Source organism: Sorangium sp. So ce124 (assembly GCF_051525235.1).
In the GTDB taxonomy this organism is placed as follows: Bacteria; Myxococcota_A; Polyangia; order Polyangiales; family Polyangiaceae; genus Sorangium; species Sorangium atrum.
Genome location: NZ_CP150312.1, coordinates 13017542 through 13041132, shown reverse-complemented (window position 1 = coordinate 13041132; position 23591 = coordinate 13017542). Strand labels below are relative to the sequence as shown.

General features: G+C 71.5%; 23 protein-coding genes. 7 read left to right on the top strand and 16 right to left on the bottom strand.

The window, feature by feature from the left end; all coding sequences use genetic code 11:
• Positions 1-73 precede the first annotated feature (73 nt).
• Positions 74-1630 carry a GAF domain-containing protein gene (locus WMF19_RS48865; RefSeq protein WP_437326277.1) on the top strand — a complete coding sequence of 519 codons (1557 nt, stop codon included), beginning with the start codon at positions 74-76 and terminating at the stop codon, positions 1628-1630.
• A gap of 27 nt (positions 1631-1657) precedes the next feature.
• Here the strand turns inward: WMF19_RS48865 and WMF19_RS48860 are convergent, their stop codons facing one another.
• Complete coding sequence (locus WMF19_RS48860) at positions 1658-1780, bottom strand: hypothetical protein (protein ID WP_272096326.1); 123 nt, start codon at positions 1778-1780, stop codon at positions 1658-1660.
• A 132-nt stretch (positions 1781-1912) separates the two neighbouring features.
• Between WMF19_RS48860 and queD the strand changes: the two genes are divergently transcribed.
• Complete coding sequence (queD, locus tag WMF19_RS48855; RefSeq protein WP_437278340.1) at positions 1913-2275, top strand: 6-carboxytetrahydropterin synthase QueD; 363 nt, start codon at positions 1913-1915, stop codon at positions 2273-2275.
• Positions 2276-2279: 4 nt separating this feature from the next.
• The gene (locus tag WMF19_RS48850; protein ID WP_437896614.1) at positions 2280-2564 is read left to right on the top strand and encodes a (2Fe-2S)-binding protein; all 285 of its coding nucleotides are present in this window, start codon (positions 2280-2282) and stop codon (positions 2562-2564) included.
• Positions 2565-2626: 62 nt separating this feature from the next.
• Here WMF19_RS48850 and WMF19_RS48845 read toward each other — a convergent pair whose 3' ends face one another.
• Together WMF19_RS48845 and WMF19_RS48840 are read right to left on the bottom strand one after the other, a co-directional pair.
• Complete coding sequence (locus WMF19_RS48845) at positions 2627-3454, bottom strand: class I SAM-dependent methyltransferase (RefSeq protein ID WP_437326276.1); 828 nt, start codon at positions 3452-3454, stop codon at positions 2627-2629.
• On the bottom strand, positions 3454-4131 hold the full coding sequence (locus WMF19_RS48840) for a HEAT repeat domain-containing protein (protein WP_272096322.1): 678 nt from the start codon (positions 4129-4131) through the stop codon (positions 3454-3456). Before WMF19_RS48840 ends, WMF19_RS48845 begins: the two co-directional genes overlap by 1 nt.
• Positions 4132-4338: 207 nt before the next feature.
• Between WMF19_RS48840 and WMF19_RS48835 the strand changes: the two genes are divergently transcribed.
• Entirely contained in the window at positions 4339-5280 is a 942-nt protein-coding gene (locus tag WMF19_RS48835) for a hypothetical protein (protein WP_437896613.1), read from the top strand.
• On the opposite strand, the gene WMF19_RS48830 is transcribed toward WMF19_RS48835, so the two are convergent.
• Complete coding sequence (locus tag WMF19_RS48830) at positions 5262-5954, bottom strand: response regulator transcription factor (protein WP_437896612.1); 693 nt, start codon at positions 5952-5954, stop codon at positions 5262-5264. The two genes, WMF19_RS48835 and WMF19_RS48830, sit on opposite strands and share 19 nt — an antisense overlap.
• A gap of 187 nt (positions 5955-6141) precedes the next feature.
• Positions 6142-8520: a hypothetical protein gene (locus WMF19_RS48825; RefSeq protein ID WP_437896611.1), complete on the bottom strand. Its 2379-nt coding sequence runs from the start codon at positions 8518-8520 to the stop codon at positions 6142-6144.
• 614 nt (positions 8521-9134) lie between these two features.
• Between WMF19_RS48825 and mgtE the strand changes: the two genes are divergently transcribed.
• Together mgtE and WMF19_RS48815 are read left to right on the top strand one after the other, a co-directional pair.
• Entirely contained in the window at positions 9135-10520 is a 1386-nt protein-coding gene (gene mgtE / locus WMF19_RS48820; protein ID WP_272096317.1) for a magnesium transporter, read from the top strand.
• A gap of 232 nt (positions 10521-10752) precedes the next feature.
• Positions 10753-11367 (top strand): single-stranded DNA-binding protein, encoded by a 615-nt coding sequence (locus tag WMF19_RS48815; protein WP_437896610.1) that lies wholly within the window; start codon positions 10753-10755, stop codon positions 11365-11367.
• A gap of 272 nt (positions 11368-11639) precedes the next feature.
• On the opposite strand, the gene WMF19_RS48810 is transcribed toward WMF19_RS48815, so the two are convergent.
• From WMF19_RS48810 to WMF19_RS48795, 4 genes are all read right to left on the bottom strand, one after another.
• A complete protein-coding gene (locus tag WMF19_RS48810) occupies positions 11640-12302 on the bottom strand; it encodes a hypothetical protein (protein WP_437896609.1) in 663 nt (220 codons plus the stop codon).
• Positions 12283-12648: a MerR family transcriptional regulator gene (locus WMF19_RS48805; protein ID WP_272097930.1), complete on the bottom strand. Its 366-nt coding sequence runs from the start codon at positions 12646-12648 to the stop codon at positions 12283-12285. The genes WMF19_RS48810 and WMF19_RS48805 overlap by 20 nt, the downstream gene beginning before the upstream one ends.
• Before the next feature lie 11 nt (positions 12649-12659).
• Positions 12660-12965, bottom strand: coding sequence for an integration host factor subunit alpha (locus WMF19_RS48800; protein WP_012241218.1), 306 nt, complete (start codon positions 12963-12965; stop codon positions 12660-12662).
• A 319-nt stretch (positions 12966-13284) separates the two neighbouring features.
• Positions 13285-14850: a glycosyltransferase family 2 protein gene (locus WMF19_RS48795; RefSeq protein WP_272096312.1), complete on the bottom strand. Its 1566-nt coding sequence runs from the start codon at positions 14848-14850 to the stop codon at positions 13285-13287.
• Positions 14851-15369: 519 nt separating this feature from the next.
• Here WMF19_RS48795 and WMF19_RS48790 point away from each other — a divergent pair.
• On the top strand, positions 15370-16410 hold the full coding sequence (locus tag WMF19_RS48790) for a hypothetical protein (protein WP_437896608.1): 1041 nt from the start codon (positions 15370-15372) through the stop codon (positions 16408-16410).
• Positions 16411-16492: 82 nt separating this feature from the next.
• Here the strand turns inward: WMF19_RS48790 and WMF19_RS48785 are convergent, their stop codons facing one another.
• The 7 genes from WMF19_RS48785 to WMF19_RS48755 form a co-directional block, all read right to left on the bottom strand.
• On the bottom strand, positions 16493-16867 hold the full coding sequence (locus tag WMF19_RS48785) for a response regulator (protein ID WP_272096310.1): 375 nt from the start codon (positions 16865-16867) through the stop codon (positions 16493-16495).
• Between the two features lie 322 nt (positions 16868-17189).
• On the bottom strand, positions 17190-17948 hold the full coding sequence (locus tag WMF19_RS48780; protein WP_272096309.1) for an ABC transporter ATP-binding protein: 759 nt from the start codon (positions 17946-17948) through the stop codon (positions 17190-17192).
• The gene (locus WMF19_RS48775) at positions 17945-18745 is read right to left on the bottom strand and encodes an ABC transporter ATP-binding protein (protein ID WP_272096308.1); all 801 of its coding nucleotides are present in this window, start codon (positions 18743-18745) and stop codon (positions 17945-17947) included. Before WMF19_RS48775 ends, WMF19_RS48780 begins: the two co-directional genes overlap by 4 nt.
• Positions 18742-19992 (bottom strand): branched-chain amino acid ABC transporter permease, encoded by a 1251-nt coding sequence (locus tag WMF19_RS48770; RefSeq protein WP_437326267.1) that lies wholly within the window; start codon positions 19990-19992, stop codon positions 18742-18744. The genes WMF19_RS48775 and WMF19_RS48770 overlap by 4 nt, the downstream gene beginning before the upstream one ends.
• A gap of 56 nt (positions 19993-20048) precedes the next feature.
• The gene (locus WMF19_RS48765; RefSeq protein WP_437896607.1) at positions 20049-20783 is read right to left on the bottom strand and encodes a ClpXP protease specificity-enhancing factor SspB; all 735 of its coding nucleotides are present in this window, start codon (positions 20781-20783) and stop codon (positions 20049-20051) included.
• Between the two features lie 271 nt (positions 20784-21054).
• Entirely contained in the window at positions 21055-22428 is a 1374-nt protein-coding gene (locus WMF19_RS48760) for a phenylacetate--CoA ligase family protein (RefSeq protein WP_437896606.1), read from the bottom strand.
• A gap of 239 nt (positions 22429-22667) precedes the next feature.
• Complete coding sequence (locus tag WMF19_RS48755; RefSeq protein ID WP_437896605.1) at positions 22668-23591, bottom strand: DMT family transporter; 924 nt, start codon at positions 23589-23591, stop codon at positions 22668-22670.

The following is a 23591-nucleotide window of genomic DNA, read 5'->3' as shown; positions in this document are numbered from 1 at the left end:
CAGACCGCGCCGCGGTCCGGGGGCGGCGGGAGCAAGGTGCGCTCGAGCGACGGTGTGTGATAGCGATCATGGCATGTCGTCGCGCACCGATCCGAAGGCGACCCATCCGCCCACGGAGCTCGAAGCGATCGCGAGCCCGTCCGCGACGCCGTCCGACGTGGAGGGCTCACGGGACAGCTTCCCGGACCGCGCGCTGGACGAGCCCGGCCCCGACGAGGAGGACGCGTCCGTCTCGAGCGACCCGGCCCGCAGCTCGGCCCGCGCCGCGGATACCGACGACGAGGGCGCGCCGCCGTCGGTCGCCTCCGCGAGGATCCAGGTGCGCCGCGATGAGCGCCTGGATCTCGTGATCGAGTACCTCGCCTTCGTGGCGAAGCCGATGCCGCTCTCGCTCCTCCTCGACGAGGCGCCGCAGCGGATCGCCGCGATCCTCGGCGCCGACGTGGCCTCGCTGTACCTCCTCGAGGGCGACGGCGACGAGCTGGTGCTGCGCGGCAACGTCGGCTTTCCGCGCGAGGCGCGCGGCACGGTGCGGCTCTCGGTGGGACAGGGCATCACGGGCATGGCGGTCGAGTGCCTGCGGCCTATCTCGGTCGTCCAGGCGACCGAGCACGAGCGCTACCGGGCGTTCCCCGAGCTCCGAGAAGAGCGCTTCCCGGTCTTCCTCGCGGCGCCCATCCTCGGCAGCGGCCGCCCGCTCGGCGCCCTGGTCGTGCAGCGGGCGGGCGATCGTGCCTTCACGGCGCGCGACGTCGAGCTCGTCATGGCGCTGACGGCGCCGATCGCGGCCGGCGCGCGCCACGCGCAGGTGCTCGACGAGCTGCGCGAGCGGCGGCGGCGCACGGGCGGCGGCACGCGCAAGGTCACGCTGCCGGGGTTGCCCGTCGTCGCGGGGCGCGCGCTCGGCGCCATCGCTGCCCTGCGGCGGCCGGCGACCTCATCGCTCGGCGCGCGGCAGGGCAGCGGCGATCCGAAGCTCCTGCGGTTCGCTTTCGACATCGCGGAGAAGGCGCTCCTCGACCTCAACGCCCGCGCGGCGAAGCGAGGGCTCGCGCAGGAGGCGGCGTTCCTCTCGACCTACCTCCTGATGATCGGCGACGGCCGCCTGCGCGCGCGCGCCTTCGAGCTCGCGGCCAGCGGGCGCAACGTCGCGCAGGCGCTCGGGACGGTCGCTCGCGAGGTGGCGCGGGCCGCCAACGGGATCGTCGGCGACCCGTTCTTGCAGGATCGCGCCCGCGACATCGAGGATCTCTGCGATGCGATCCTGATGCTGGCGACCCCGGACGCCCGGGCCGAGCTCCCGTCGAAGGCGGTCCTCGTGGGAGACCAGCTGACGGTCTTCGACCTCCTGATCTCCGCCCGGGCCCACCCGGTGGGCGTCGCGCTCAGCGACCGGTCCGGGCCGCGCTCGCTCGTGCTCCTCCAGCTGCTGGGCGTGCCGTCGATCGTGGATGTGGCGGGTGCGTTCCGCTGGGCGTCGCCGGGAGACGTCGCGCTCCTCGACGCGGACCATGGCTTCCTCGTGATCAACCCGTCCAGGGCCGAGGTCGCGACCGTTCGTGCGGCGCGACGCAAGGGACCGGCGTCGCCGGGGCCGGACGACGACGGAGAGGACGAGCCGGCGATCTGAGCACCGGCCGCGGCCGGTGCTCGCGGCTCAGCTGCCGGATCGCGCGGCGGCGGCCGGCTCGGCCGGCGTTCCCTGGGCGCTCTGCAGCTCCTTCTTGGCGCGCCAGTTCGCCAGGCGCTTCGTGTCGCGACGCTTCTTCTTGGCTCTCACTGCGGGCTTCTGCGGCATGGCCGGCGGTATAGTCGCTCGAGCGCCTCGAGGGAACCCCGTACCTCACGTCGCCCCTCGCGAGGCCGCGGGGCGTTGACGCCCCACGGCGGCCGCCCCATGACCGCTGCTCCGATGAACGTCCGTCTCGTACACGAGTTCCGCTTCGAGGCCGCCCACCGCCTTCCCAAGGTTCCGCAGGGGCACAAGTGCGCGCGCCTCCACGGTCACAGCTTCAAGGTCGAGGTCGCGATCCGCGGCCCGGTGAACGAGGAGACGGGGTGGTTCATCGATTACAGCCACCTCTACGAGGCCTGGGCTCCCCTCCACGACCTGCTCGATCACCACTACCTGAACGAGGTCCCCGGGCTGGAGAACCCGACGAGCGAGGTGCTCGCCCGGTGGATCTGGAGCCGCCTCGCGCCGTCGCTGCCGTCCTTGAACCGGGTCACCATCTTCGAGACCTGCGACGCCCGCTGCGAGTACGAGGGCGACTAGGTCGATGAAGACGCTCGTCTGCCGCTGCGAGGACGTCACGCTGCACGAGCTCGAGGCCGCGATGGATCGCGGCTACAAGGACATCGAGTCCGTCAAGCGCTACACGGGCCTCGGCACCGGCTGGTGCCAGGGCAAGTGGTGCCTCGCGCTCTGCGCGCGGCTCATCGAGGAGCGCGGGGGCGACGCCCGGAAGCCGATCACCCCGCGGCCGCCGTACCACCCGGTCTCGCTTGCGGCGCTCGCCGGGCTCGACGAGCTCGGCCTCCGCGGCGGCGGGCGCGAGCGCTAGCGCAGGCCGCGCTCTGCGCGACCAGCGCCCTCGCGCGATCGTCAGCCGTCGTCAGGCGATCGTCAGCCCAGCGGGCGCCGAGCGCTCGCGCACCCGACGTTCACGGTCAGCTCGAAGACCCCTTCGGACCAGTACTTCGAGACCGCGTGGTGCAGGTACTTGAGCATCGAGTCGATGATCTGCGGCTCGACGTCGAGCATCGCCGTCGACTCGGGGATCACCATCAACCTCGAGATGGGATCCTCGAGGAACTCACGCCCGCTCTCGAACGACACGGCGATGAGCTGGACGTCGACCTCGACCTCGTCGAGCCCCGCGCCCTCGATCTCCTCGGCGATCGTCTCGATCGTGGGTCGGCTGACGGCGGCGGCGTCCACCGCGGCGCCGAGCTCCGAGAGGTCTTGCTTGAGCGCGCACTCCCGAGCGATGTCGGCGATCTCCGGGAACGAGCCGCGCAGCGGCAGCGCGATGAGCGCCTGGCCGCCGGGGACCAGGACCCGGCGCAGCTCGGCGAGGAGCTGCGCCCGCTCGTCCGGACGGCAGACCGGGTGCAGCGTGAACGCGTGGGAGAAGCTCGCGTCCGGCAGCGGCGTCGGCAGGGCGTCGGCGAGCATGTAGCTCGCGTTCATCCCGGAGAACAGCGCGGCCTTGTCGCGCGCGAGCTCGAGCGCGGCGGCGGAGCCGTCGACGCCCACGAGGGTCGCGCCGGGCAGCTTGTCCGCCACGATCGCGTCGGGGAAGCCGCTCCTGCAGCCGAGGTGGACGATGCGCGCCGCCTCGGAGGGCAGCAGCATCTCGACCGCCAGCGAGGCGAAGAACGAGAGGTAGCGCGGGACGACCGCGTGCTCGAACAACACGGCGTCCGCCGCGCTCAGCGGCGGGCCGATCATCAGGCGACCCCGTCCTCCTCGTCGTCGTAGGGCGCGAGGAGGCTGAGCGCCTCTTCGGCGAGCTCGCCGATCGTGACCTCCGACGTCGCGTCGTCGCCGCCGTCGTCCGCGAGCTCGACCGTGCGCTTGTCGTCGAGCAGCGGCTGGATGAGCGGCGCATGCGCCGGGTCACCGATCTCGACGAGCGTCTCGATCGCCGCCGCGACCGCGTCCGGATCCTTGTGGCTCAGGAACTGGCTGAGCAGCTTCGGCACGCCCGGCTCCGGCACCTCGGCGATGAGGTACGGCAGCTCCGGGAGCGCCGACGAGCCCACCGGCAGCCGCTTCAGCGCGCGCTCGATCGCCTGCGCGACCTCCTTGAACCGATCGTAGGCCAGCGTTTCGATCTCCTCGCCCGCCGCCTGCCGCGCCTCGGGGTGCTCCGACGCGAGCACATCGATGAGCGCGTCGAGCGCGCGCGGACCCTCGTGCTCGCCGAGCAGCGACGCGATACGCACCAGCCGGAGCGCCGCCTCGTCCTCGTCGTTCTCGCGCGTCGCGGCCGCGATGGCGTCCGTGAGGACATCCAGCAGCCCGTCGCCGGGCGTGGCCGTCAGGTCTTCGTGGAGCCGGCGAGCCGTGCGCTCCGCGTCGAACAGCTTGTTCAGGGTCGTCTCGATGGCTTGACGATTTTGCACGAAGAGGAGCTATCAACAGCGCGTCGCCTCCGCAAGCCGGCAGGCAACAAGGGCCTGTTCCTCGCGAATTCCCGTCCACGGCGGGCGCGGCCGCGCGTGCCCGGCGCCGCCGACGCCGGGGCCGCCGCGCGCAAGCCGGGCGGGACGAGCGCGCCGCCGATGCACCGAGCTCGCCCGCCGCGCGCGATGCGGTAAACCGTTCGTGGCATGCGTGTGTCCGGCTCATTGCAAGCCCGCCCGACGAGGGCAGCGGTCTCCCCTTCCCCGCTGGTGCGCGGCGCCGCGGCGTCGGCGCTCGTCCTTGCGCTCGGCGGCATCGACGATCCCGAGCCGCCGCCGCCCGCGGTCGTCCCTCCGGCGGCCGCAGCGCGCGGCGCCGCGGGCGCGGCGGCGCTCTGCGGCCCGCGCACCGTGCCGGAGGGCGCCGCCTGCGTCCCGCTGCCTGCTCCGGGCGCGCCGCTCCCCGAAGGCGGCGCGGCGGCGCTCTCTGACCCTGCCGGCGCGCGTCCCGCCGGAGCCGGCACGCGCAGCCAGGCCCACGAGCACATCCCCCGCCGCCCGGAACGCCCGGCGAGCGCCGCCGCGTACACGTTCCCGATCGGCGCGCCGGACGGGCCGCCGGGGTTCCTCCTTGTCGAGGACGCTCCGGCCGGGGCGGGAACGCTGCCTGCGGCGGGCCTCGTCGCCGCGATCGGCGCCGCGCGGCCCGAGCCGCCGTCGTGGCTCGGCGGGATCGACATCGCCGCGACGCGCGGCGAGCGGGTGGCAGCGCTCAGGCTCGAGGGCCAGGAGGGGAAGGCCGAGGTCATCTTCGTCGGCGCGCTGTCCGGCATCACGGTGGCCACGGCGCACGACGTGCGCGAGGCGGGCGACGTGGATCGCGTGCGCAGGTACGTCCTTCTCCATGGCCACCTCGATCGCCCTGGCCCTGGCGTCGTGGCGGGCGCGCGCCTCGACGCGGGCGACGTGGTCGGGTACGCAGGCGAGACGGGCAGCCCGGGCCTCGTCCGGCTGCGCCTCGAGGCGCGGCAGATCCGCGAGGGGGCGCGCATCGAAGAGCTCGATCCCAAGCGCATCACCGACGCCGCGGTGACGGTGCCTTGCGACCTCCGCAACGTCCTGCCGCTCCGTCAGGGAGCGAGCTTGTAACCGAAGCCGTAGACCGTGAGGATGTGCTCCGGCTTGTCGGGCGAGCGCTCGATCTTCTTGCGCAGCTTGACGATGAAGTTGTCGACCGTGCGGTTCGACGGTCCGGCCTCGATCCCCCAGATCTTCTGGAGGATCTCCTCGCGCGAGACCGGCTGGCCCAGGCGCTCGTGCAGCAGGCGAAGGAGCTCGACCTCGTAGAACGACAGCTGATCCGAGCGAGAGCCCCGCGAGACCGTGTGGGCCGTCATGTTGATCTGCACGTTGCCGATGGTGAACACCTCGACGGGCGCCTCGGCCGGCCGGGCGGCGCGGCGGAAGAGGGCGCGCAGGCGGGCGATGAGCTCGCCCACGCTGAACGGCTTGGTCACGTAGTCGTCAGCGCCCGCGTCGAGGCCGCGGATCTTGTCGATCTCCTGGCCGCGGGCCGTGAGCATGATGATCGGCACGAACGCGTCCCAGCGCCGCAGGTCCTCGCAGACCTTGAAGCCGTTGGTGTCGGGGAGCATGAGGTCGAGCAGGATGGCGTCCGGCTTCTCCTGCCGCGCGAGCAGCACGCCGTCCTTCCCCTTCGAGGCCGACGCCACCGAGAAGCCCTCGAACTCGAGGGCGTCCGTCAACCCCAGCACGATGTGGGGCTCGTCCTCGATGATGAGAATCTTCTTGCGTGCCAGCACGAAGGAGTCCGGTCTTAGCACAAAACCGGGCAGGTCCCCCCGAGCGCTCCGCCGGCCGGCTCGCCGGCGCCGCTCTGGAGCCGCAAAGCGCCACAAAAGCGCCGCGGGGCGCGATCTCACGATCGCACCCCGCGCGCCGGGCTCAATCAGACGCTAGCTGACGCTAGCGGATGCCCGCTGATGCCGCCTACTCGCCGGAGCAGGTGATGAACAGCGTGGCCCCTTGCTGGGCCTCGCCCTTGCCCGTGAACCGGATCTTGCGCTGCTCGGTCGACGGGCAGTCGGCCACGATGGCGGCGTCGCCGAGCCGGATCGACGGATCGACGTAGCACCACCCGTGCACGTCCTGGATGTCGCCGACGTTGGTCCTGCACTCGTAGGCAGGCTCGCCCTCGTTCATGCCCTCGAGCTGCTGGATCTCGCACACGCAGTCCCAGCCGGAGGCCTTCGCGATGTCGAGGGAGAGCACCTCGTCCTTCGCGGGCTTATGCTTGCCCGTCACGTCGAGGCGCCCCGGCGTCCTCTCATCCGCGCAGTTGCACTGGCCCTGCGAGTTGCGCGCCTCGAGGATCAGGCAGGAGACCTGCTGGTTGTCGTGCGGCGTCAACGTGCGCGGCAGGCACTGGCCGCCGAGCACCGTCTTCAGGCGGTCGATGATGGCGCCGATCGCCGGCCGGTAGCCGTAGTCGGCCGCGCCGTCGTTGTTGAGCTGGCGCGGGCACACCGAGCCGACGATGCCCTGGGGGCCGAGCTCCCGGATCAGCTGCAGCTCGCGGAGGCCCGGGTAGGCCTTCGCCTTGATCTGCGTCGTCGACCTGGGCTCCGGATCCTCCTGATCGTTCCCCGCTTCGGGCCTGCACAGCGGGTTGTCGGTCGCCTGACCGCCCACCGCTCTGCAGTCGCAGCTCTGAGCCTGCCCGTCGCAGGTCTTCACCGCGTCCTGGGGGAGATCGAAGATGCAAGCGTACTGGAGGTCCCCCGTGCTCCCCTCCGGGATCGTGTACTCGCGGCCGTTGATGGTGTTCCAGCCCGCCTCCTGCGGCCCGACGATCGTGTCGTTGGTGATCGGGTTCGTGCCCGAGCGAGGCTTCATCGACTCGATCATGAAGGGATCCTTCGGCGCCTGGTACTTCGCGGGATCGCCGAGGATGAGCTCCCAGGCGCTGGCGGCGCCGCCCACGGGAGCGCTGAGCTCGTCGGAGTTCTTGAACCCACCGACCGGCTCGCCGTCCTGGTTGAGGCCGTTCAGCAGGTCGGGCTGGCCTTGCGCGTTCTGACGCGCGATGTCCTGCCACGGCACGCCGACGATACCGGCGAAGAAGACGAGCCCGGGATCGCGGACGTTGGAGTCGAGGTCGTCCGGGTTCGGATCGCTGAAGATCGGGTTCGGGACCAGCTCGCCCTTGCGGTTCGGGATCTGCGCCTCGGTGAAGGCGCGCCGGTAGCGGTCGATCGGATAGAGGAAGTCGAAGCCGAACCGGCGCTTCTGATCCCAGCAGCGAGAGTTGACCGGATCCTCCGCGGGGGTCAGCCTGGCGGCGTTGCCGTCCGGGCCCGTGCACGCCGGGTCGATCTCGCAGCCGTCCTGTTTCTGGCTGCACGACCTGCAGCACTTGTTGCCCGGATCGGTGGCGCACTCGGCGCGCGGCCGCCACAGGCGGAAGCCCGGCCCGGTCTCTGCCACGAGGTAGTTCTTGCCCTCCTCGCGGATCGAGCAGTCGTTCTCGTCGGTGAGCATGATGATCGCGAGGAGGGAGCTCGGCCGCATGAAGTCGGCGCGCTGCTTCTTGACGACGGCATCCTCGCCGGTGACGACGATGTTCTCTTGCGCGTCGATGCCGATCGTCTCGTAGGGCTCCGGGTCGACGAGGAAGCGGTACACGCTCTCGAGCTGCGCCTCGAAGCCGCAGCCGGTCTGCCCCGTGCCCTTGACCATATCGGTGAGCTGCTTGACCAGCGACGTGTCGTTGAGGTCGGCGTTCGAGTCGGCGGTGATGTCCGCCTCGCCGTCGTTCGGATCCGGCTGATTCGGCTCGCCGTCGAGCTTCTGATCCGGGTCCCAGGCCAGGAAGCCCAGGTTGAGATAGGTCGGGATGTCGTTCGTCGTGGAGGTCTCGCTCCGGCGCGCGAGGAGGTGCGCCATGTCCACGTTCGAGGCGCTCGTCGTCCCCTGGCAGGCGCCCGACCCGTGGCCGCCGAGGCTCGAGCTGATGATGCCGATGTGGATGTCCTTGACCGGCTCGAACTCACGCTTGTAGTCCTGCGGACAGGGCGTGTTGGGCGAGGCGACCGTTGTCGCCATCGTGCCGTCCTTGTGGATGCAGCGCGGGTTGACGAGACCCTGGACGAGGTCGGGGATCGCGGTGGCGAGGATGGCCTGCTTGTCGGCCATCGAGCCCGAGTTGTCGATCGCCAGGAGGAGGTCGATCTTGTCGACCGAGCTCTGCGTCAGCCGCTCGACGATCGTCGACGTCGACCGGGGCTTGTTCTCGGCGATGGGGCGGCTCAGGCATCCGAAGGCGCTGCCTGTGCCCGCGATCAGCAGGCCCGCCATGGCGAACCTCACCGCGCCCCTCCACGGGCGCCTGCTCTCACGCTCTATCCGCGTCATATTCGACTTTCCTTTCGACCACCGATCCAGTTGCGCGGCGGTCAAGCCACCGAAAAGGCCCGCCGTCCACGGGCCCATGACCGACTTCCGCAGGCGATCCACGGCTCGACGGGAGCCCGATGCTAGGGACCCGACCGGAAGGCTGTCAATTCGACCCGGCCGGCCCCGCTCGACCCCGCGAAGGGGTGCCATAGCAAACGAGATGCCGCTGCCGCAGCGCCGTACCCTCCATGCCCCGCGGGCCGCCGCGACGTCAACCTGATTGCGCGACAGCCAACGCAGTAGGCGACACGCTCCTCAACCTGGGTCGACCTGGCTCCCGACCTGGTCCTCGACCCGGGTCGGCCAATAGAGAAAGTTCACTTATCACTGTAGTGCAAATCACCCGTTCACGGTCCCGGGAGACCGGCCTCCATCGCTCGCGACCGGCGGTCGCGGGAGGCTCAACCTCGGTCGGCCGCGGCGCCGCAACCCAACCTCGGTCGATGCGGGGGAGGGTTGCTCGCGGGCCCGGCGCCGGTGGGGTTTGCCGCTTCCCAGCAGGGCCGAGTTGTGGTCAGTGCCCGGGCATGTTGCGCGTCGCCCTCGCCATGGTCCCGGAGGTACGGCAGCTGCTCACCGAGGATCCGGCGCAGCTGTCCGACCTGCTGGACGAGATCCACGACGAGGACCTCGCCGACCTCATCGGCCTGCTGGACGACGCCGAAGCGGCGAAGGTCCTGATGGCGCTCAAGGCCGAGGAGGCCGCGCCGATCTTCGAGCGCCTCGACGGCGAGACCCAGGAAGCGCTCGTCGAGCAGATGGGCATCGAGAGCATCGCGCCGATCGTCTCCGAGATGGCGGCCGACGACCGCACGGACCTCATCGAGGCCCTCCCGGACCAGGTCAGCGGCACGCTGCTCTCCACGCTGGAGAAGGTCGACCCCGAGGCCGCGGCCGAGGTCGAGGAGCTCGCCAAGTGGCCCGAGGACAGCGCCGGCGGCCTCATGACCACCGACTACGTGTCGGTGGGCATCCACCTCAAGGTCGCCGACGTGATCGAGCGCATCCGCGCCGTCGGCGAGGACGCCGAGACCATCTACTACGTGTACATCGTCTCCGATCGCGGGCACCTCATCGGCGTCGTGTCGCTGCGCGATCTGCTGCTCGCCTCCCCGTCCGAGAGGCTCGCGGACGTGATGACCGAGAACGTCTTCGCCGTCAGCCCCGAGACCGATCAGGAAGAGGTCGCGCGGACCATGGCCAAGTACGATTTCAACGCGCTGCCCGTGCTCTCCGCGGATCGCAAGCTGCTGGGCGTCATCACCGTCGACGACGTGATGGACGTCCTCACGGAGGAGCAGTCCGAGGACATGCAGCGGCTCGGCGCGGTCGGCCCCATCGAGGACAGCTACTTCAAGACGAGCTTCTGGACGTTCATCCAGAAGCGGGCCCCGTGGCTCGCCGTGCTGTTCGTCGGCGAGTTCATGACCGGCGAGGTGCTCCGGCGTTTCGAGCACGACCTCGAGGCCGTCGCGACGCTCGCCTATTACGTGCCGCTGCTCATCTCCACGGGCGGCAACTCCGGCTCGCAGTCGTCGTCGCTCATCATCCGCGGCCTCGCCGTCGGCGATCTGCGCGTCGGCGACTGGGCGAGCGTCCTCGTCCGCGAGCTCGGCCAGGCGGTCGTGCTCGGCCTCATCCTCTCCGCCATCGGCATGCTCCGCGTCTGGCTCTGGGGCGACGGCACCGGCTTCGTCCTGACGATCGGCGCGACGCTGATGGCGATCGTCCTCATGGGCTGCACCGTCGGCGCCATGCTCCCCCTCCTGCTCCGGCGCATCGGCCTCGATCCGGCGACCAGCTCCACGCCGTTCATCGCGAGCCTCGTGGACGTCCTGGGGATCCTCCTCTACTTCACGATCGCCCGGCTCTTCCTGTCCGACCTCCTGGCGCAAGCCGGAGCGGGCGGGTGAGCGGAATCACGCGGCATTGCGCGGAACCGGGCGAAATTGGACGGCGGTCGGACGGCGATCGAGCGACGCCGCGCCGCCCGTGCCGAGGCCCACGCCGGTCCCGCCGCGCGGGCGCGCCGCGTGCTTTTCGGCGCGCCACGACCCTTGACGCGTCGGCCCCCATGGGGGAGTGAAGCAGGCGACGTTCGTTCAGCGCAGCGTGCGCTGAGCGCCTCCTAGGGAAGGAGTGACGATGGCCGAAGGCTTGAATCGCGTAATGCTGCTCGGCAACCTGGGCGCCGACCCAGAGCTCCGGTTCACCCAGGGAGGCCAGGCCGTCTTGAACCTGCGGCTCGCGACGACCGAGTCGTACCTGGACCGCGACAAGGTCCGGAAAGAACGGACGGACTGGCACAATGTCGTGATCTGGGGCAAGCGCGCCGAGGCCTTGGGCAAGATCCTCAGCAAGGGTTCCTCGATCTTCATCGAGGGCTCGCTCCGCACGTCGAGCTACGACGACCGGGATGGCAACAAGCGCTACAAGACCGAGGTGATCGCGAACAACGTCCTGCTGACGGGCGGGGCCCGCGGTCGCGGCGCTGCCGGCGATGACGCAGGCGCGTTCGGCGCAGATCCCGGCGGTGGCTACAGCGGCGGTGGCGGTGGCGGTGGCTACAGCGGCGGTGGCGGCGGCGGCGGCGGCGGTGGTTACGGTGGCGGTGGTGGCGGAGGCCGCCCGGCGGGTGGCGGCTACAACCGCGGCGGCGGTGGTCGCCCCGCGCCGGCTGCTCAGGATCCCGGTCCTCCGCCCGACGATTTCGGCGGCGGCGGTTACGGCGGCGGCAACGACGACGACATCCCGTTCTGATCGCTCCCCCTGCCCGGCCGAGTGATCAACCCGGCGACGCCTCTCTCTTCAAACATCTCTAGTACCGTCAGGCCCTCGGAGAGGGTGCTCGTCGCGCGGCGCACGGAGGGCCGTTGTCTGAGCCCATTTGACGCTTTGTCTCCGGCGTGCGCAGCGCGCCGGAGACAAAGCGTCCCAGGGGAGTTCGGCCCTCCGTGCGCCGCGCGACGAGCACCCTCTCCGAGGGCCGGGCGGTTCTCCACGAGCCCCTCTTCCCCGTCCTAGGGCCCGTCCTAGGGCCGCGGCCGCGGCCGCCGCGCCAGCAGGACGGTCACCCCCGCCGCCGCGAGCACTCCGAGCGCTGCGGTCGTGGCGAGGGGTTGCTCCGCGGCGAGGAAGATCATCCGCACGACCAGCCCCGGCTCCGGTGGCGCCACGAACGTGCCCTCGAACGCGGTCGCCCCGAGCAGCGCGCCGCACCGGGCGCCCGCCCCCTGCGCAGGCTCCAGGCAGGCCAGGCTGCAGAGCGCCGCGTCGTGCTCGCTCCCGGCGAAGCCGAGCACGTGCTGCCCCCGGATCACCACCGCGCGCGCACCAGCCCTCCCGGCCCCCTCGAACGCCTGCTCGAACCGCTGCGACTGCGCGTGGATCGGCCCTGCTTCCCACCGTTCGATCGCCGCCCCGAGGCCCCCCCGCACGAGCCCCGAGGCCCGATCGAGCACGAGCTCCTCCAGGCCGGTCACCCATTGCCGCGACGGGGCCGTCACGCACACCGCGCGCAGCGAGAGCCCGTCCGCCTCGACGCCCCGCAGGAGCGTCACCTTCGCCCCCGGGATCGCGGAGACGTCGATCGCGGGCAGCGCCTCCTTCGGCGCGTCGCTCGCCCCGGCCGGCAACGCAAGGCGCAACCCGAGGCCCGGCGCCACGCCGTGGAGCTCAGACGCGCTCGAGCTCATCCATCAGCGCGAGCACCTCGGTCCGGATCTCGACGAGGGCCGTGCGCATCCGCTGCACCTCCTCGTGGCTCGCGCCCGCGTCCGGCGCCGGCGGCTCGATGCCGCCCTCGCGCAGCTTGCGCCGCGCGCCCGCGATCGTGAAGCGGTGCGAGTAGAGCAGCTCCTTGACCTTGAGGAGCGTCTCGACGTCGCGCCGGCTGTAGACCCGCTGCCCCTTCGCCGACTTCTGCGGGCGGATGGAGCGGAACTCCGTCTCCCAGTACCGGAGCACGTGCGGCTCGACCCCCACGATGCCGGCCACCTCGCCGATCCGGTAGTACAGCTTCGCCGGAAGCTGCGCGCGCACCGCCAAGCGGTCTACTCCTCGGCCGCCGAGGCCGTCTCACGCGGGTTGAGGGCCTGCTTCAAGATCTGGCTCGCCTTGAAGTTCAGGACCCGGCGCTCCGTGATGAGGATGGGGTCGCCGGTCTGCGGGTTGCGGCCCTGCCGCTGGCGCTTGTCGCGCAGCACGAAGTTGCCGAATCCAGAGATCTTGATCTTCTCCCCGCGCCCCAGGGTTTCCTTCATGGTCTCGAACACGAGGTCCACCAGATCGGCAGATTCCTTCTTCGAGAACCCCCCAAGGCGGGAGTAGACCGCCTGAACGATTTCGGCTTTCGTCATGACACCCCCATCGCCCTTGCAGAAGGGGGGACGCGCCGCAACCCCTGAAGACCGTTCAGGAAGCCGCGTGCGGTCCCCCGACCGGCCTGGAGGGCAGAATGCCAGCCTGCGTCGGTGAGGTCTAGGGGGTTACGCAGGCTTCGCCCGATGTACACCAGGCACGCTTCGTGGAGCCCCCCGGGCAGCGCGGCGCTCGGAGCGGACCCGCGACGACACGAGCAGGGCCCCACACCTCGCACCCTCGAGCCGGTGGCCAGGGATCCGGCAGGCCCACCGGCGCGACCGCGGGCGCTGGCTGGGCTCGGCGGCGACGATCCGCTCAGACGGCAAGATCGCCGAGGTGGCGTTCCTTCGTCGACTGCCGGGACCAGGCGCCCACGACGGCCGCCTCGCTCGGCCGCGCGTCGCTCCAGCCGACGACCGGCGCGCTCGAGGTCGCATCGCGGCGGCGCACGATCTGCTCCTGGACGACCAGGACCGCCACATAGAGGTAGCCGACGGCGAAGAGCACCGCGAACGGCGTGGCGAAGTAGTGCCCCGTCTCCACGGACGCGACCACCGCGCCGCACGACAGCACCGAGAGCATCGCCTCGGTGATCGGCAGGTCCGTGCGGACCTTGTACCGGCCCTTGTTGTCGCCCTGCTTCGGCGTCCGGACGAACTCGCCGGACATGCTGCGGAGCCCCTCGATCACGGCCTTCGACAGGTACGGCGCGAGCCCCGTCCCGAGCGCGATGAGCATCGGCAGGCGCCTGACCGCGCCCCAGCGCGAGCGGCCCTGCGCCGTCTCGGCCAGCATGTAGAACGCCGCGAGCGACCCCGTCGTCGCCGTGCAGAGCGGCAGATCGATGGCGACCATCGTCAGCGTGTCGGCCGCGGGGAACAGGACGAGCGCCGGCAGCAGGAGGACGCTCAGCAGCACCAGCAGCGGGTAGGCGAAGTGCGGCGTGAGGTGGAAGAACGCCTCGATCCGCTGCCCGACCGAGAGCTTCGCGCTCAGCACGGTCGCCATCAGCTTGCGCGACGTCTGCACCGTGCCCTTGGCCCAGCGGTACTGCTGCGCGCGCAGGGCCGAGATGTCCTCGGGGAGCTCCGCCGGCGAGACGACGTCCTCGCGGTAGATGAAGCGGTAGCCCGCGAGCTGCGCCCTGTACGACAGGTCGAGGTCCTCGGTCAGCGTGTCGTGCTGCCAGCCGCCGGCCTCGCGGATGGCGTCCTTGCGCCACATCCCGCCGGTGCCGGAGAAGTTGAACAGGAGGCCGGCGCCGAAGCGCGCGCGGTTCTCGACGAGGTGGTGGCCGTCGAGCATGAGCGCCTGCACCTGCGTGAGGATCGAGACGTCGCGGTTCAGGTGGCCCCACCGCGTCTGCACCATGCCGACCGTCGGGTCCTCGAAGTGGCCGACGATGGACCGGACGAAGTCCGGCTGCGGGATGAAGTCGGCGTCGAAGATCGCGACCAGCTCGCCCTTCGCGACCTTGAGCCCCGCGTCGAGCGCCCCCGCCTTGTAGCCGACGCGATCCACGCGGTGCAGGTACACCGCGTCGAGGCCCTGCGCGCGCAGCCGCTCGACGTGCGCGCGGACGAGGCCCTGCGTCTCGTCCGTCGAGTCGTCGAGCACCTGGATCTCCAGCTTGTCGCGCGGGTAGTCCATCTTCGCGACGGCATCGAGCAGCCGCGCCGCGACCGTCGACTCGTTGAAGAGCGGGAGCTGGATCGTCACCGGCGGGAGGTCGCGATCGGTCAGGGCCGCGACCTCCTGCGCGCGGGTGATCTTCGCGCGGTTCAGGCGACAGAGGACCACGAGGTGCAGCCGGTGCAGGCCGTAGGCGCTGAGACCGAGCAGCACGCCGAAGTACAGGACACAGAGCAGCAGGGAGAGCATCGCGAGCACCTACCGCCGGCGGGTTGCCGTGCAGCCGTGGGAACGGGCGAGAGCGCCGATCTCCACCCCTGCAGGCGCCGGCAGACAACGAACGCGTACCATCCGCCGGATCCGAAGTTGTCAGGCACTTGTAATTCGTTGCAACTCACTGTCGCGAGGTGCGCAAAGTTGACTTCGGCCCGAGTCGCTCCCCGCGGAAAATGACAATCACCGACAATCCCGCTTCGCCGGGGCGCGCGGCGCTGCCCGCAGGTCTGCCTCGCGAACGCACGTGCGCGAGCGGCGCGCCGACTCAGGGCGTCCCCGGACACTGGAGCTCCAAGTAAGGTGTTTTCGGTAAGGCTCCTCCGAATCCACGTTCGATGAGTAGGGTGCTCACCCGCTGGGCAGATTCACAGTACTGCGCGATTTCAAGGCCCGGGCCCCTGCCGACGCGCCGCGCGCCGCGCGCCGCGTCGGCAGGGGCCCGGGGTCATCTGCGCCTGGCACCAGCGGGGGCTCGGGGCTATCGGTTCCCCGATGGATCGGGCGCTACTTAATGAACTGAAGGCTCGTCAGATCGCGTTCCTCGAGGCGCGGCTCGTCTCCGAGGCCGCCGCGCGCGACTTCCGGGAGCGGCTGCCCGCCGGCTTCGCCGCGCTGCTCGCGACGCCGCTGGGCGAGCTCGTGGACGCGGGGGCGATCGGGCGCGCGCTCGAGGCCCTTGCGGCGGAGGAGCCGCTCCGGCGGGCGGTCCGGCCCGCGGCCGCCGCGGCGCTCGCGGCGCTCGTCGAGGCGGCGCGCGCCGAGCGGCGGCGCGGGAAGGAGCTCCTGCCGGAGGGCGCCCGCGACAAGCTCGATCGCATCCTCGAGCAGCCGAAGATCGTGCCGGAGCGGCTCGTGCGCGAGGTGCTGGAGAGCGCGGCGCTCGACGCGGTGATGCGCGACGTCCTCTACGACACGCTGATGGAGTTCTCCGACAAGGTGAACCCGTTCTTCGCCGAGTGGGGCCTGCCGGCGCTCCTCAAGCGGGTCGCCCCCTTCGGCCTCGGCGGGGTCGGCAAGACGATGGGCGCGATGCGGGGCGAGTTCGAGCGGCGGCTCGAGCCGGAGATCCGCCGGTTTCTGCAGGGCTTCTCGCGCACGGCGATGCGCCAGGTGCACGACCTCCTCGTCGCCAAGGGCGACACGCCCGAGTTCGTCGGCCTGCGCAAGCAGGTCGCCACGTGGGTGCTGGAGCAGGAGATCTGCGCGCTCGTCGGTCAGCTCGACGCGAAGAGCTCGGCGATCGCCGAGGAGCTCGGCGCCGACATCGCCGCGCAGCTGCTCCGCGATCGGCCCGTCCGGGCGCGGACCAGCGAGGCGATCGCGGCGTTCGTGGCGGCGCACGCGGGCGAGCCGCTCGGCGAGGCGCTGGGGCGCCTCGGGATCGCGCCCGAGCTCGACGTCGGCGCGCTCGCGGATGCGCTCTGGCCCGTCGTGAGGAGCATGTGCGCGACCGGACCGGTGCGGGCCTGGGTCGCGTCCGTGGTGGAGGAGTTCTTCGACGGGCTGCCGGACGGGATCGAGCCGTCCGCCTGAGGCGAGCCGTCGCGATGGGCGCCTGCCGCGGGTGGGACCAGGCCCGCGGCGAGCGCGGGCCCCGGCCCGCGACTGGCCGCGCTCAGCCCATGGCCGAGGCGTCGGCCACCGCAGACTCGATGTACGCGAGGCCGCGCGACGGGCACGCGGGCACCGTGGGCGCAAACGCCTCCATGTCCAGGATCAGCTCGGGGCCGGCCGCGGGCGTGAGCACCACGACGGGCACGCGCGGCGACATGCGGCGGAGCTGCTCCATCTCGCTGTGGAGCTCCGCCTCCTCCCGCGGCACGAGCACCATCACATGAGGACGCCAGCGGGCAAGCACGTCACGCGCATGGCCGAGCCCGCAGCACGTCTCCACCGTGTAGTCCCGGGATGAGAGGAAGTGGACGAGCGGCTGGGAGTTGCTGGCGTCGTCATCGATCACCAGAACGCGGGTCGTGCTCTCAATCTCCATGGGTATCCCCCGTCAGCGGCCGGCGCTGACCGCCGCTGTGAAAACCAGGTCTTCATGGCCTGGCTCACAGTGACCATACTCCATATTCAGCAAAGAGCGATATCAATCGCGCCTCAGCGCATCACGCGATGCGTTGATACGCGCTTGAAACACCAGCGCTTTCCGCCTGTCTCTTTTGCGATCCGCTGCGATCCGCTGCGATCCGCTGCGATCCCCTGCGATCCCCTGCGATCCCCTGCGATCCGCCGTGATCCGCGATGATCTGCGACCCGTCCGGGGGATTCGCGGCGCGCCGACACGGGTCGACGCGGGAGCGGCGGGATCAGCCGCCGAGGTAGGCCGCGCGGATCTCTTCGTTCGCCGCGAGGTCCTTCGACTCGCCGCTCATGGCGATCTGCCCAGTACGGAGCACGTAGGCGCGCATCGAGTACTTGAGCGCCAGTCGGGTATTCTGCTCGACGAGGAGTACGGTAGTTCCCGACGCCGCGATCTTGGCGATCGACTCGAAGATGTCTGCGACGAGCCGCGGCGCGATGCCGAGCGAGGGCTCGTCGAGGAGCAGCATGGCGGGGCGCGCCATCATGGCGCGGCCGATCGCGAGCATCTGCTGCTCGCCGCCGGAGAGCGTGCCGCCGTGCTGGTGCATGCGCTCGCCCAGCCGGGGGAAGAGCTTCACCACGTCGTCGACGGTCTCCGCCATGGTGGGGCCGTGCTTGTGGCACCACGCGCCGAGCTCGAGGTTCTCGCGGACGCTGAGGTTCGAGAAGATCGCGCGCCCCTCCGGGACGAGCGAGACGCCGGCCGCGACGAGCTCCTCCGTCGAGACGGACGCGAGGTCCTTGCCGTCGTAGCGGACGCGGCCGGAGGCGATCGGGAGGAGGCGGACGATCGTCTTCAGCGTGGTCGTCTTGCCGGCGCCGTTCGCGCCGATCATCGCCACGATCTCGCCTCGCCGCACCTCGAGGCTGACGCCCTTGAGCGCCTTGATGCCGCCGTAGCTGACCGCGAGATCCTCGACGACGAGCAAGGGGTCGCCAGGGGCCACCGAGGGGGGCTGCCGCGTCGGATGCGATGTCTTCATGCGGGCTCCTCCGCCGCCGCGCCGGCCGCCTCGTCGTCGATCTCCTCGCCGAGGTACGCGGCGAGGACCTTCGGGTCCCTGCGCACGACCTCCGGGGTGCCGTGCGAGATGGTCTCGCCGTGATCGAGGACGTGGATCTCCTCGCACACGCCCATGACGACCTGCATGTTGTGCTCGACCAGCACGACCGTGATGTCGAAGGTGTCGCGCAGCCAGCGGATCTGCTGCTTGAGCCCCTCGGCCTCGCCGTAGTTCATGCCCGCCGCCGGCTCGTCGAGCAGGAGCAGCCTCGGCTTGAGCATCATTGCCCGGGCGATCTCGAGGCGGCGCTGGTTGCCGTACGAGAGCGACGTCGAGATCTCGTCGGCCATCTCCTCCAGCTTGAACACCGAGAGCAGCGAGAGGGCGCGCTCGGTCATCTCCTGCTCGTCCTTGTAGAAGAACGGCGAGCGCAGCAGGGCGGAGGCGAGCGTGGATCTCCGCAGGTTCTCGCAGGCGACGAGCACGTTCTCGAGCACCGTGAGCTGGCCGAAGAGGCGGATGTTCTGGAACGTGCGGGCGATGCCGAGGCGCGCGATCTGGCTCGGCCGGAGCGGCGCGAGGTCGGTCCCGCCGAAGCGGATCGCGCCCTCGTCGTGCTTGTAGACGCCGGTGATCAGGTTGAACACCGTCGTCTTGCCCGCGCCGTTCGGGCCGATGAGCCCGAAGATCGAGCGCTCGGGCACGGTGAAGGAGACGCCGCCGACGGCCCGCAGGCCGCCGAACCGCTTGGTCACGTGCTTCAGATCGAGGTTCACTCGAGATCCCTCCCGGTCGGCGCGCCCTCGCGGCCGACGGTGATGCCGGGCGGCGGCTCGTCCGGCGGCGCGCCCGGGCTGGGCAGCGCGCCCTCGTGCCCGACGGCCACCTCCACGCCGGTCGTGGCGGGGACGGGCTCGGCCGGGCCCACCGGGAAGCGCTTCCTGCGCGACCAGCGCCGGCCGAAGAGCTCGCGCTCGCCGAACAGGCCCTCGGGGCGGAGGACCATCAGCCCGATGAGGATGCCCGCGTAGAGCACCATCCTGAGGGCGTTCAGATCGAGCGCGGGGTAGGCCGCCTTCAGCGCGAGGACGCTGTCGAGGCCCTGCAGCTGCTCGATGAGCTTCACCGTGAAGGTCACGAACACGCCGCCGAGGATCGCCCCGGAGACGCTGCCCGAGCCGCCGAGGATCACCATCGTGATGGCGTCGAACGAGTAGTTGAACGTGAACTGGTCCGGCTGGACCGTGGGGTTGCCGTCGCGCATCGAGGAGAGCAGGGCGCCGGCGATGCCGCCGCCGGCGGCGGAGATGACGAACGACGTGACCTTGTAGCGCGTCGGATCGACGCCCACCGCGGCGGAGGCGATCTCGTCCTCGCGGAGCGCGCGCAGCGCGCGGCCCCAGCCGGAGAACTTCAGCCGCCAGGCGAGGATCGTCGCGATCACGACGGCGCCGAAGATCCAGAACGGGCCGGCGTACTGCGGCACGCCGGTGTCGTCGGGCCCGGCGTAGCCGATCGGGCCGCCGAGCGCCCCGAGGAGCTTGCCGAGCGCCCCCTGGTCGGGGCCGCCGGTCGTCGCCGTCGCGATCGTCAGGCGGAAGATCTCGGCGAACCCCAGGGTCACGATGGCGAGGTAGTCGCCGCGCAGCCGGAGGCTCGGCAGGCCGACCACGAGGCCGAAGAGGGCCGCGACGAGCCCGGACGCGAGCAGCGCCGCGGGCATCACGACGAACGAGTTGCCGAAGAGCGGCTCGCCGCCGCCGAGGTGCTGGTGCAGGTTGCCGGCGACGACCGCCCCGGTGTACGCGCCAATCCCGACGAAGCCGGCGTGGCCGATCGAGAACTGGCCGGCCATGCCGTTGATGACGTTGAGCGAGAGCGCCGCGATGACGTTGACCATCGCGAACAGGGCGAGCTGCCGCCAGGCGGCGTCCGGCAACAGGGTCTCGAAGCCAAACTCGAGGGCGACGACGACGCCGAGGAGCAGGAGCGCAGTGAGGACGCGCTGCAACGGTCGAGGCATGGCCGGCCAGAGTTGGAATGGCCGAGCCGCACCGTCAAGCAGTAGCGTCAGTGGCGTTACTTGATGACCCGCAAATAAGGGGGCAGTTCCCGCTTCGGCTTGCCCGCTCCCTGGCGAGGCTTGGGCTCGGGCTCACCAGAGCCCCCCGATTCGTCGTCTTCGCGCTCCTCGGTGGACCGCACCGGCGCGAGCGCCGGCGCGGGCGCCGGCACCGGCGCCAGCGGCCTCACGGCCGCGCCCGCGTCCCGCGCCGGGGCCTCGCCCGCGCCGAGGCGCTCGCCGGCCTCCACGGACTCGAGCTGGGGGCGCGCCCTGTCGCGCGCCCGCGCCTCGTCCGCCGCCTCGTCGCTCCGCTCGTCGTCGCTGCTGGGGGGCGCGACGGCGGCGAGCCGGGGGCGCGGCCGCTTGGCGGGCTTCTGCGGCGGGGCGACGGCGGGGCGCTGCTGCTTCTGCGCTGCGAGATCGGCCGGGATGTCCTCGGGCCACACCATGCCGCGCTGGTCCTCGCTCACGAGCGCCCAGATCGCGTGCCACGGCAAGCGGCACCAGAAGGGCGCGCGGTTGAACGACAGGGTGCAGCTGATCCCGTCGTCGTCCACCTTGAGGTCGGGGATGGCGATCGCCATGTTCATGCCGACCTGGAGGATCAGCTGCGGCTGTCCCGTGAACCACTTGGGGACGGAGACACCAGGCCGGCGCGGATCGAGGTGGATGAACACGCTCGGCTCTCGCTCGAGGAGAGCCAGCGCGACGTCCTTCTTCGGCGGAAGCGGTCTCTGCACGTCGGACATCGTACTGCTCTGCCCAATACCCCGGACCGCGCGGCTCCGCCAGCGCTTCGGGGGACGCCGCGCGCCGAGCACCGTGACGGGTGAGCAGGCCGCGGCGCGCCAGCCGCCAGGCGCTCCAGCAGATCTGTAGAAAGCGCGCTGTGACCGTGAGCGCCGCGCTTGGCGTGGGGCGTGGCCGAGGCCGGCGCCGCTCGAGGCCCCGGGCGGCCCAGCGTCGCCGGGGGCGCCGCGCGGCGCGGCGCGGCAGGCCCGCGCCCGACCCCGGCGACGCTCACGCTGCGCGCCCCCGGCCCAGCTGGACGGGGACCTCGGAGAGGGTGACCCGGTGCTTGCCGCCGCTCGTGAGGGGGATGTCGTCGACGATCTGGACGCGGACCTCCGCGCGCTCGCCCAGGTGCTGCCGGACGACGCGCTCGATGAGCCTCGCGGTCTCGAGCTGGAAGCCCTTGCCCGGCACGAGCTTGACCGTGAGCGCGCGCCGCCGGTCCTGGTAGACCTGGTAGCGGGCGATCGTCGGCTGGTCCTTGATGAGGTGCGGGAAGAACTCCCCGGCGAGCAGCTCGCCGTCGGGGCCGACGAGCAGGTCGAGGACGCGGCCCTCGACCGAGGCGAGCATCGGCAGCCCGCGGCCGCAGGCGCACGGCGCGCCGGCGGCGATCGCGACGTCCTGGTTCTTGTAGCGGATGAGCGGCATCGAGCGGCAGACGAGGTCGGTCACGACGACCTCGCCAGCCTCGCCGGGCAGGGCGTGCCGCCCGTCGCGGATCAGCTCGACAAACACGTTCTCCATGTTGATGTGCTTGCCGGCGTGCCGCCCGCACTCGGCGGCGATCAGCATGAGCTCCCGGCAGCCGTACCGATCGAACACCGGCGCGCCGAACGCGCGCTCGATGGCCTCGCGCTGGTGCGCGAACAGCCGCTCTGCGCTGGTGACGATGCCGCGCGGCGCGGGGAGCGCGCGGCCGTCCGAGAGCGCGTAGCGCGCCGCGTGGTACAGCGCGCTCGCGTAGCCGACGATGAGCTGCGGCCGGTACCGCGCGATCTCGTCGAGCAAGGCGGCGAGGCGCCGGTCGGACAGGTCGAAGGCGGAGATCATCTTCTTGCGGAGGATGGCCTCGTGAAGGGAGCGCTTGGCCTTCTTGGCGAGCGTCTCGCTGACCAGCACGGCGCTCCACAGGTGGAGCTCCCGGTCGCCGAGCCGGGCGCCCGCCCACCCGTCGGACCGCATGGCGGCCGCGATGCGGCGCTCGTACGTGCGGTGGTCGAAGCGGAACTGCACCGGCTCCCCCGTGGACCCGCCCGTGCCGCTCGAGTAGAGCCGGCCGACGAAGCCCTCGGCGAGGAGGTCCTGCCCGTGGGCGCGGAGATCGGCCCTCGTGAGGACGGGGAACCGCAGGAGGTCCTCCGGCGCCTTCACCGAGGCGGCGCGCACGCCGTGCTCGGCGAAGCGAGCCCGATAGAACGGGACGTGCTGCTCGGCGAACTGGAGGGCGGCGAGCATCCGCCGGAAGCTGAGATCGCGAATCTCGTCTTCCGATCGCCACTGGGAGCGCTCTATCTGCTCCAGGTCTTTCAGGGTCTCCCTGCCCCTCAAACGGGTCTCGTAGAACGGAAACAGGATGTTTCGAAACAGCCCACCATACATGGGCGAAGCGTTCTTTCGAATCATCGACCGTCAAGCGCGCGCGGGCGGCTCTCCCGCGAAAATCCCTGTGTTCGTGGCGCGGAGTCCGACCGGAGCGGCGCGCGCGGGGCAAGCTCCGTCCCGGCAGAGCCGGTGAGCGCTCGGCGCGACCGCTGCACGGACACACGCTGTCACGCCTTCACGCCGCGCCGGGCATCGCGCGCCAGCCGGGGGCCGCGTCGCGCCGGAGGGGGCGCGCTTCAGCCTGCGCTCGTGGCCGCGGACGAGCTCGACCCGAGGATCGCGACGGTGGCGCCGAGGAGGATGATCGCGGCGCCCGCGATCTCGAGGGCGGTGGGGGTGGCGTGGAGCCACAGGGCGCCGATGACGATCCCGCCCAGCGTCTCGCCGGGGGACACGAGCGCGACGATGGACGGGGACATGCGGCGCGCCGCGATCTGGACCGCTGTGTGGCCGACGACGGTGGGGACGAGCGCGAGCGCGACGATGGCGACGGCGGCGTGGGCCGGCGGCGGGGCGACGCCCTCGAGCGCGCCGGGCGCGAACGGGAGCGCCACGGCGAGGAAGACCGCGGCGCTGCCGTAGACGAGGGCGGCGTAGCTCCGCGCTGGCAGCGCGTCCCGGAGCGCGCGGGCGAAGGAGACGTAGAGGCCGTAGAGGAGGGTGGCGCCGACGACCAGGAGGTCGCCCGAGAGCCGGTGATCGCCGGCGCCGGCCGAGCGCCCGACGACGAGCGCGCCGACGGTGGCGAGGAGCACGCCCGCCTGCTCGGAGCGCGTGGGGCGGACGCCGAAGAACGCCCACGCGCAGAGCACGACGGCGAGCGGCTCGAGCGAGACGAGCGAGAGCGCGGCGGCGAGGGACGTGCGGTCGAGCCCCCAGAGGAAGAGCGCGAAGTGGACGGCGAGCAGGAGGCCGGCGCAGAGGACGGCGGCGCGCTGGCGCGGCGAGAGGCCGGCAGCCGAGCGGGCGATGGCGCGCAGGTCGACAAGGGAGAGCGCGATCGCGGCGAGGGCGACCCGGCCGAAGGCGATGGCGAGCGGGTGGACCGGGCGCGCATAGCGGGCGAGCGGGCCGCTCGCGGCGAAGGCGAGGCTGGCCAGGACGACGAAGAGCGCGGCGCGGCGGGCGCGACGTGCCGAGGAGCGCGGCTCGTCCGTCAT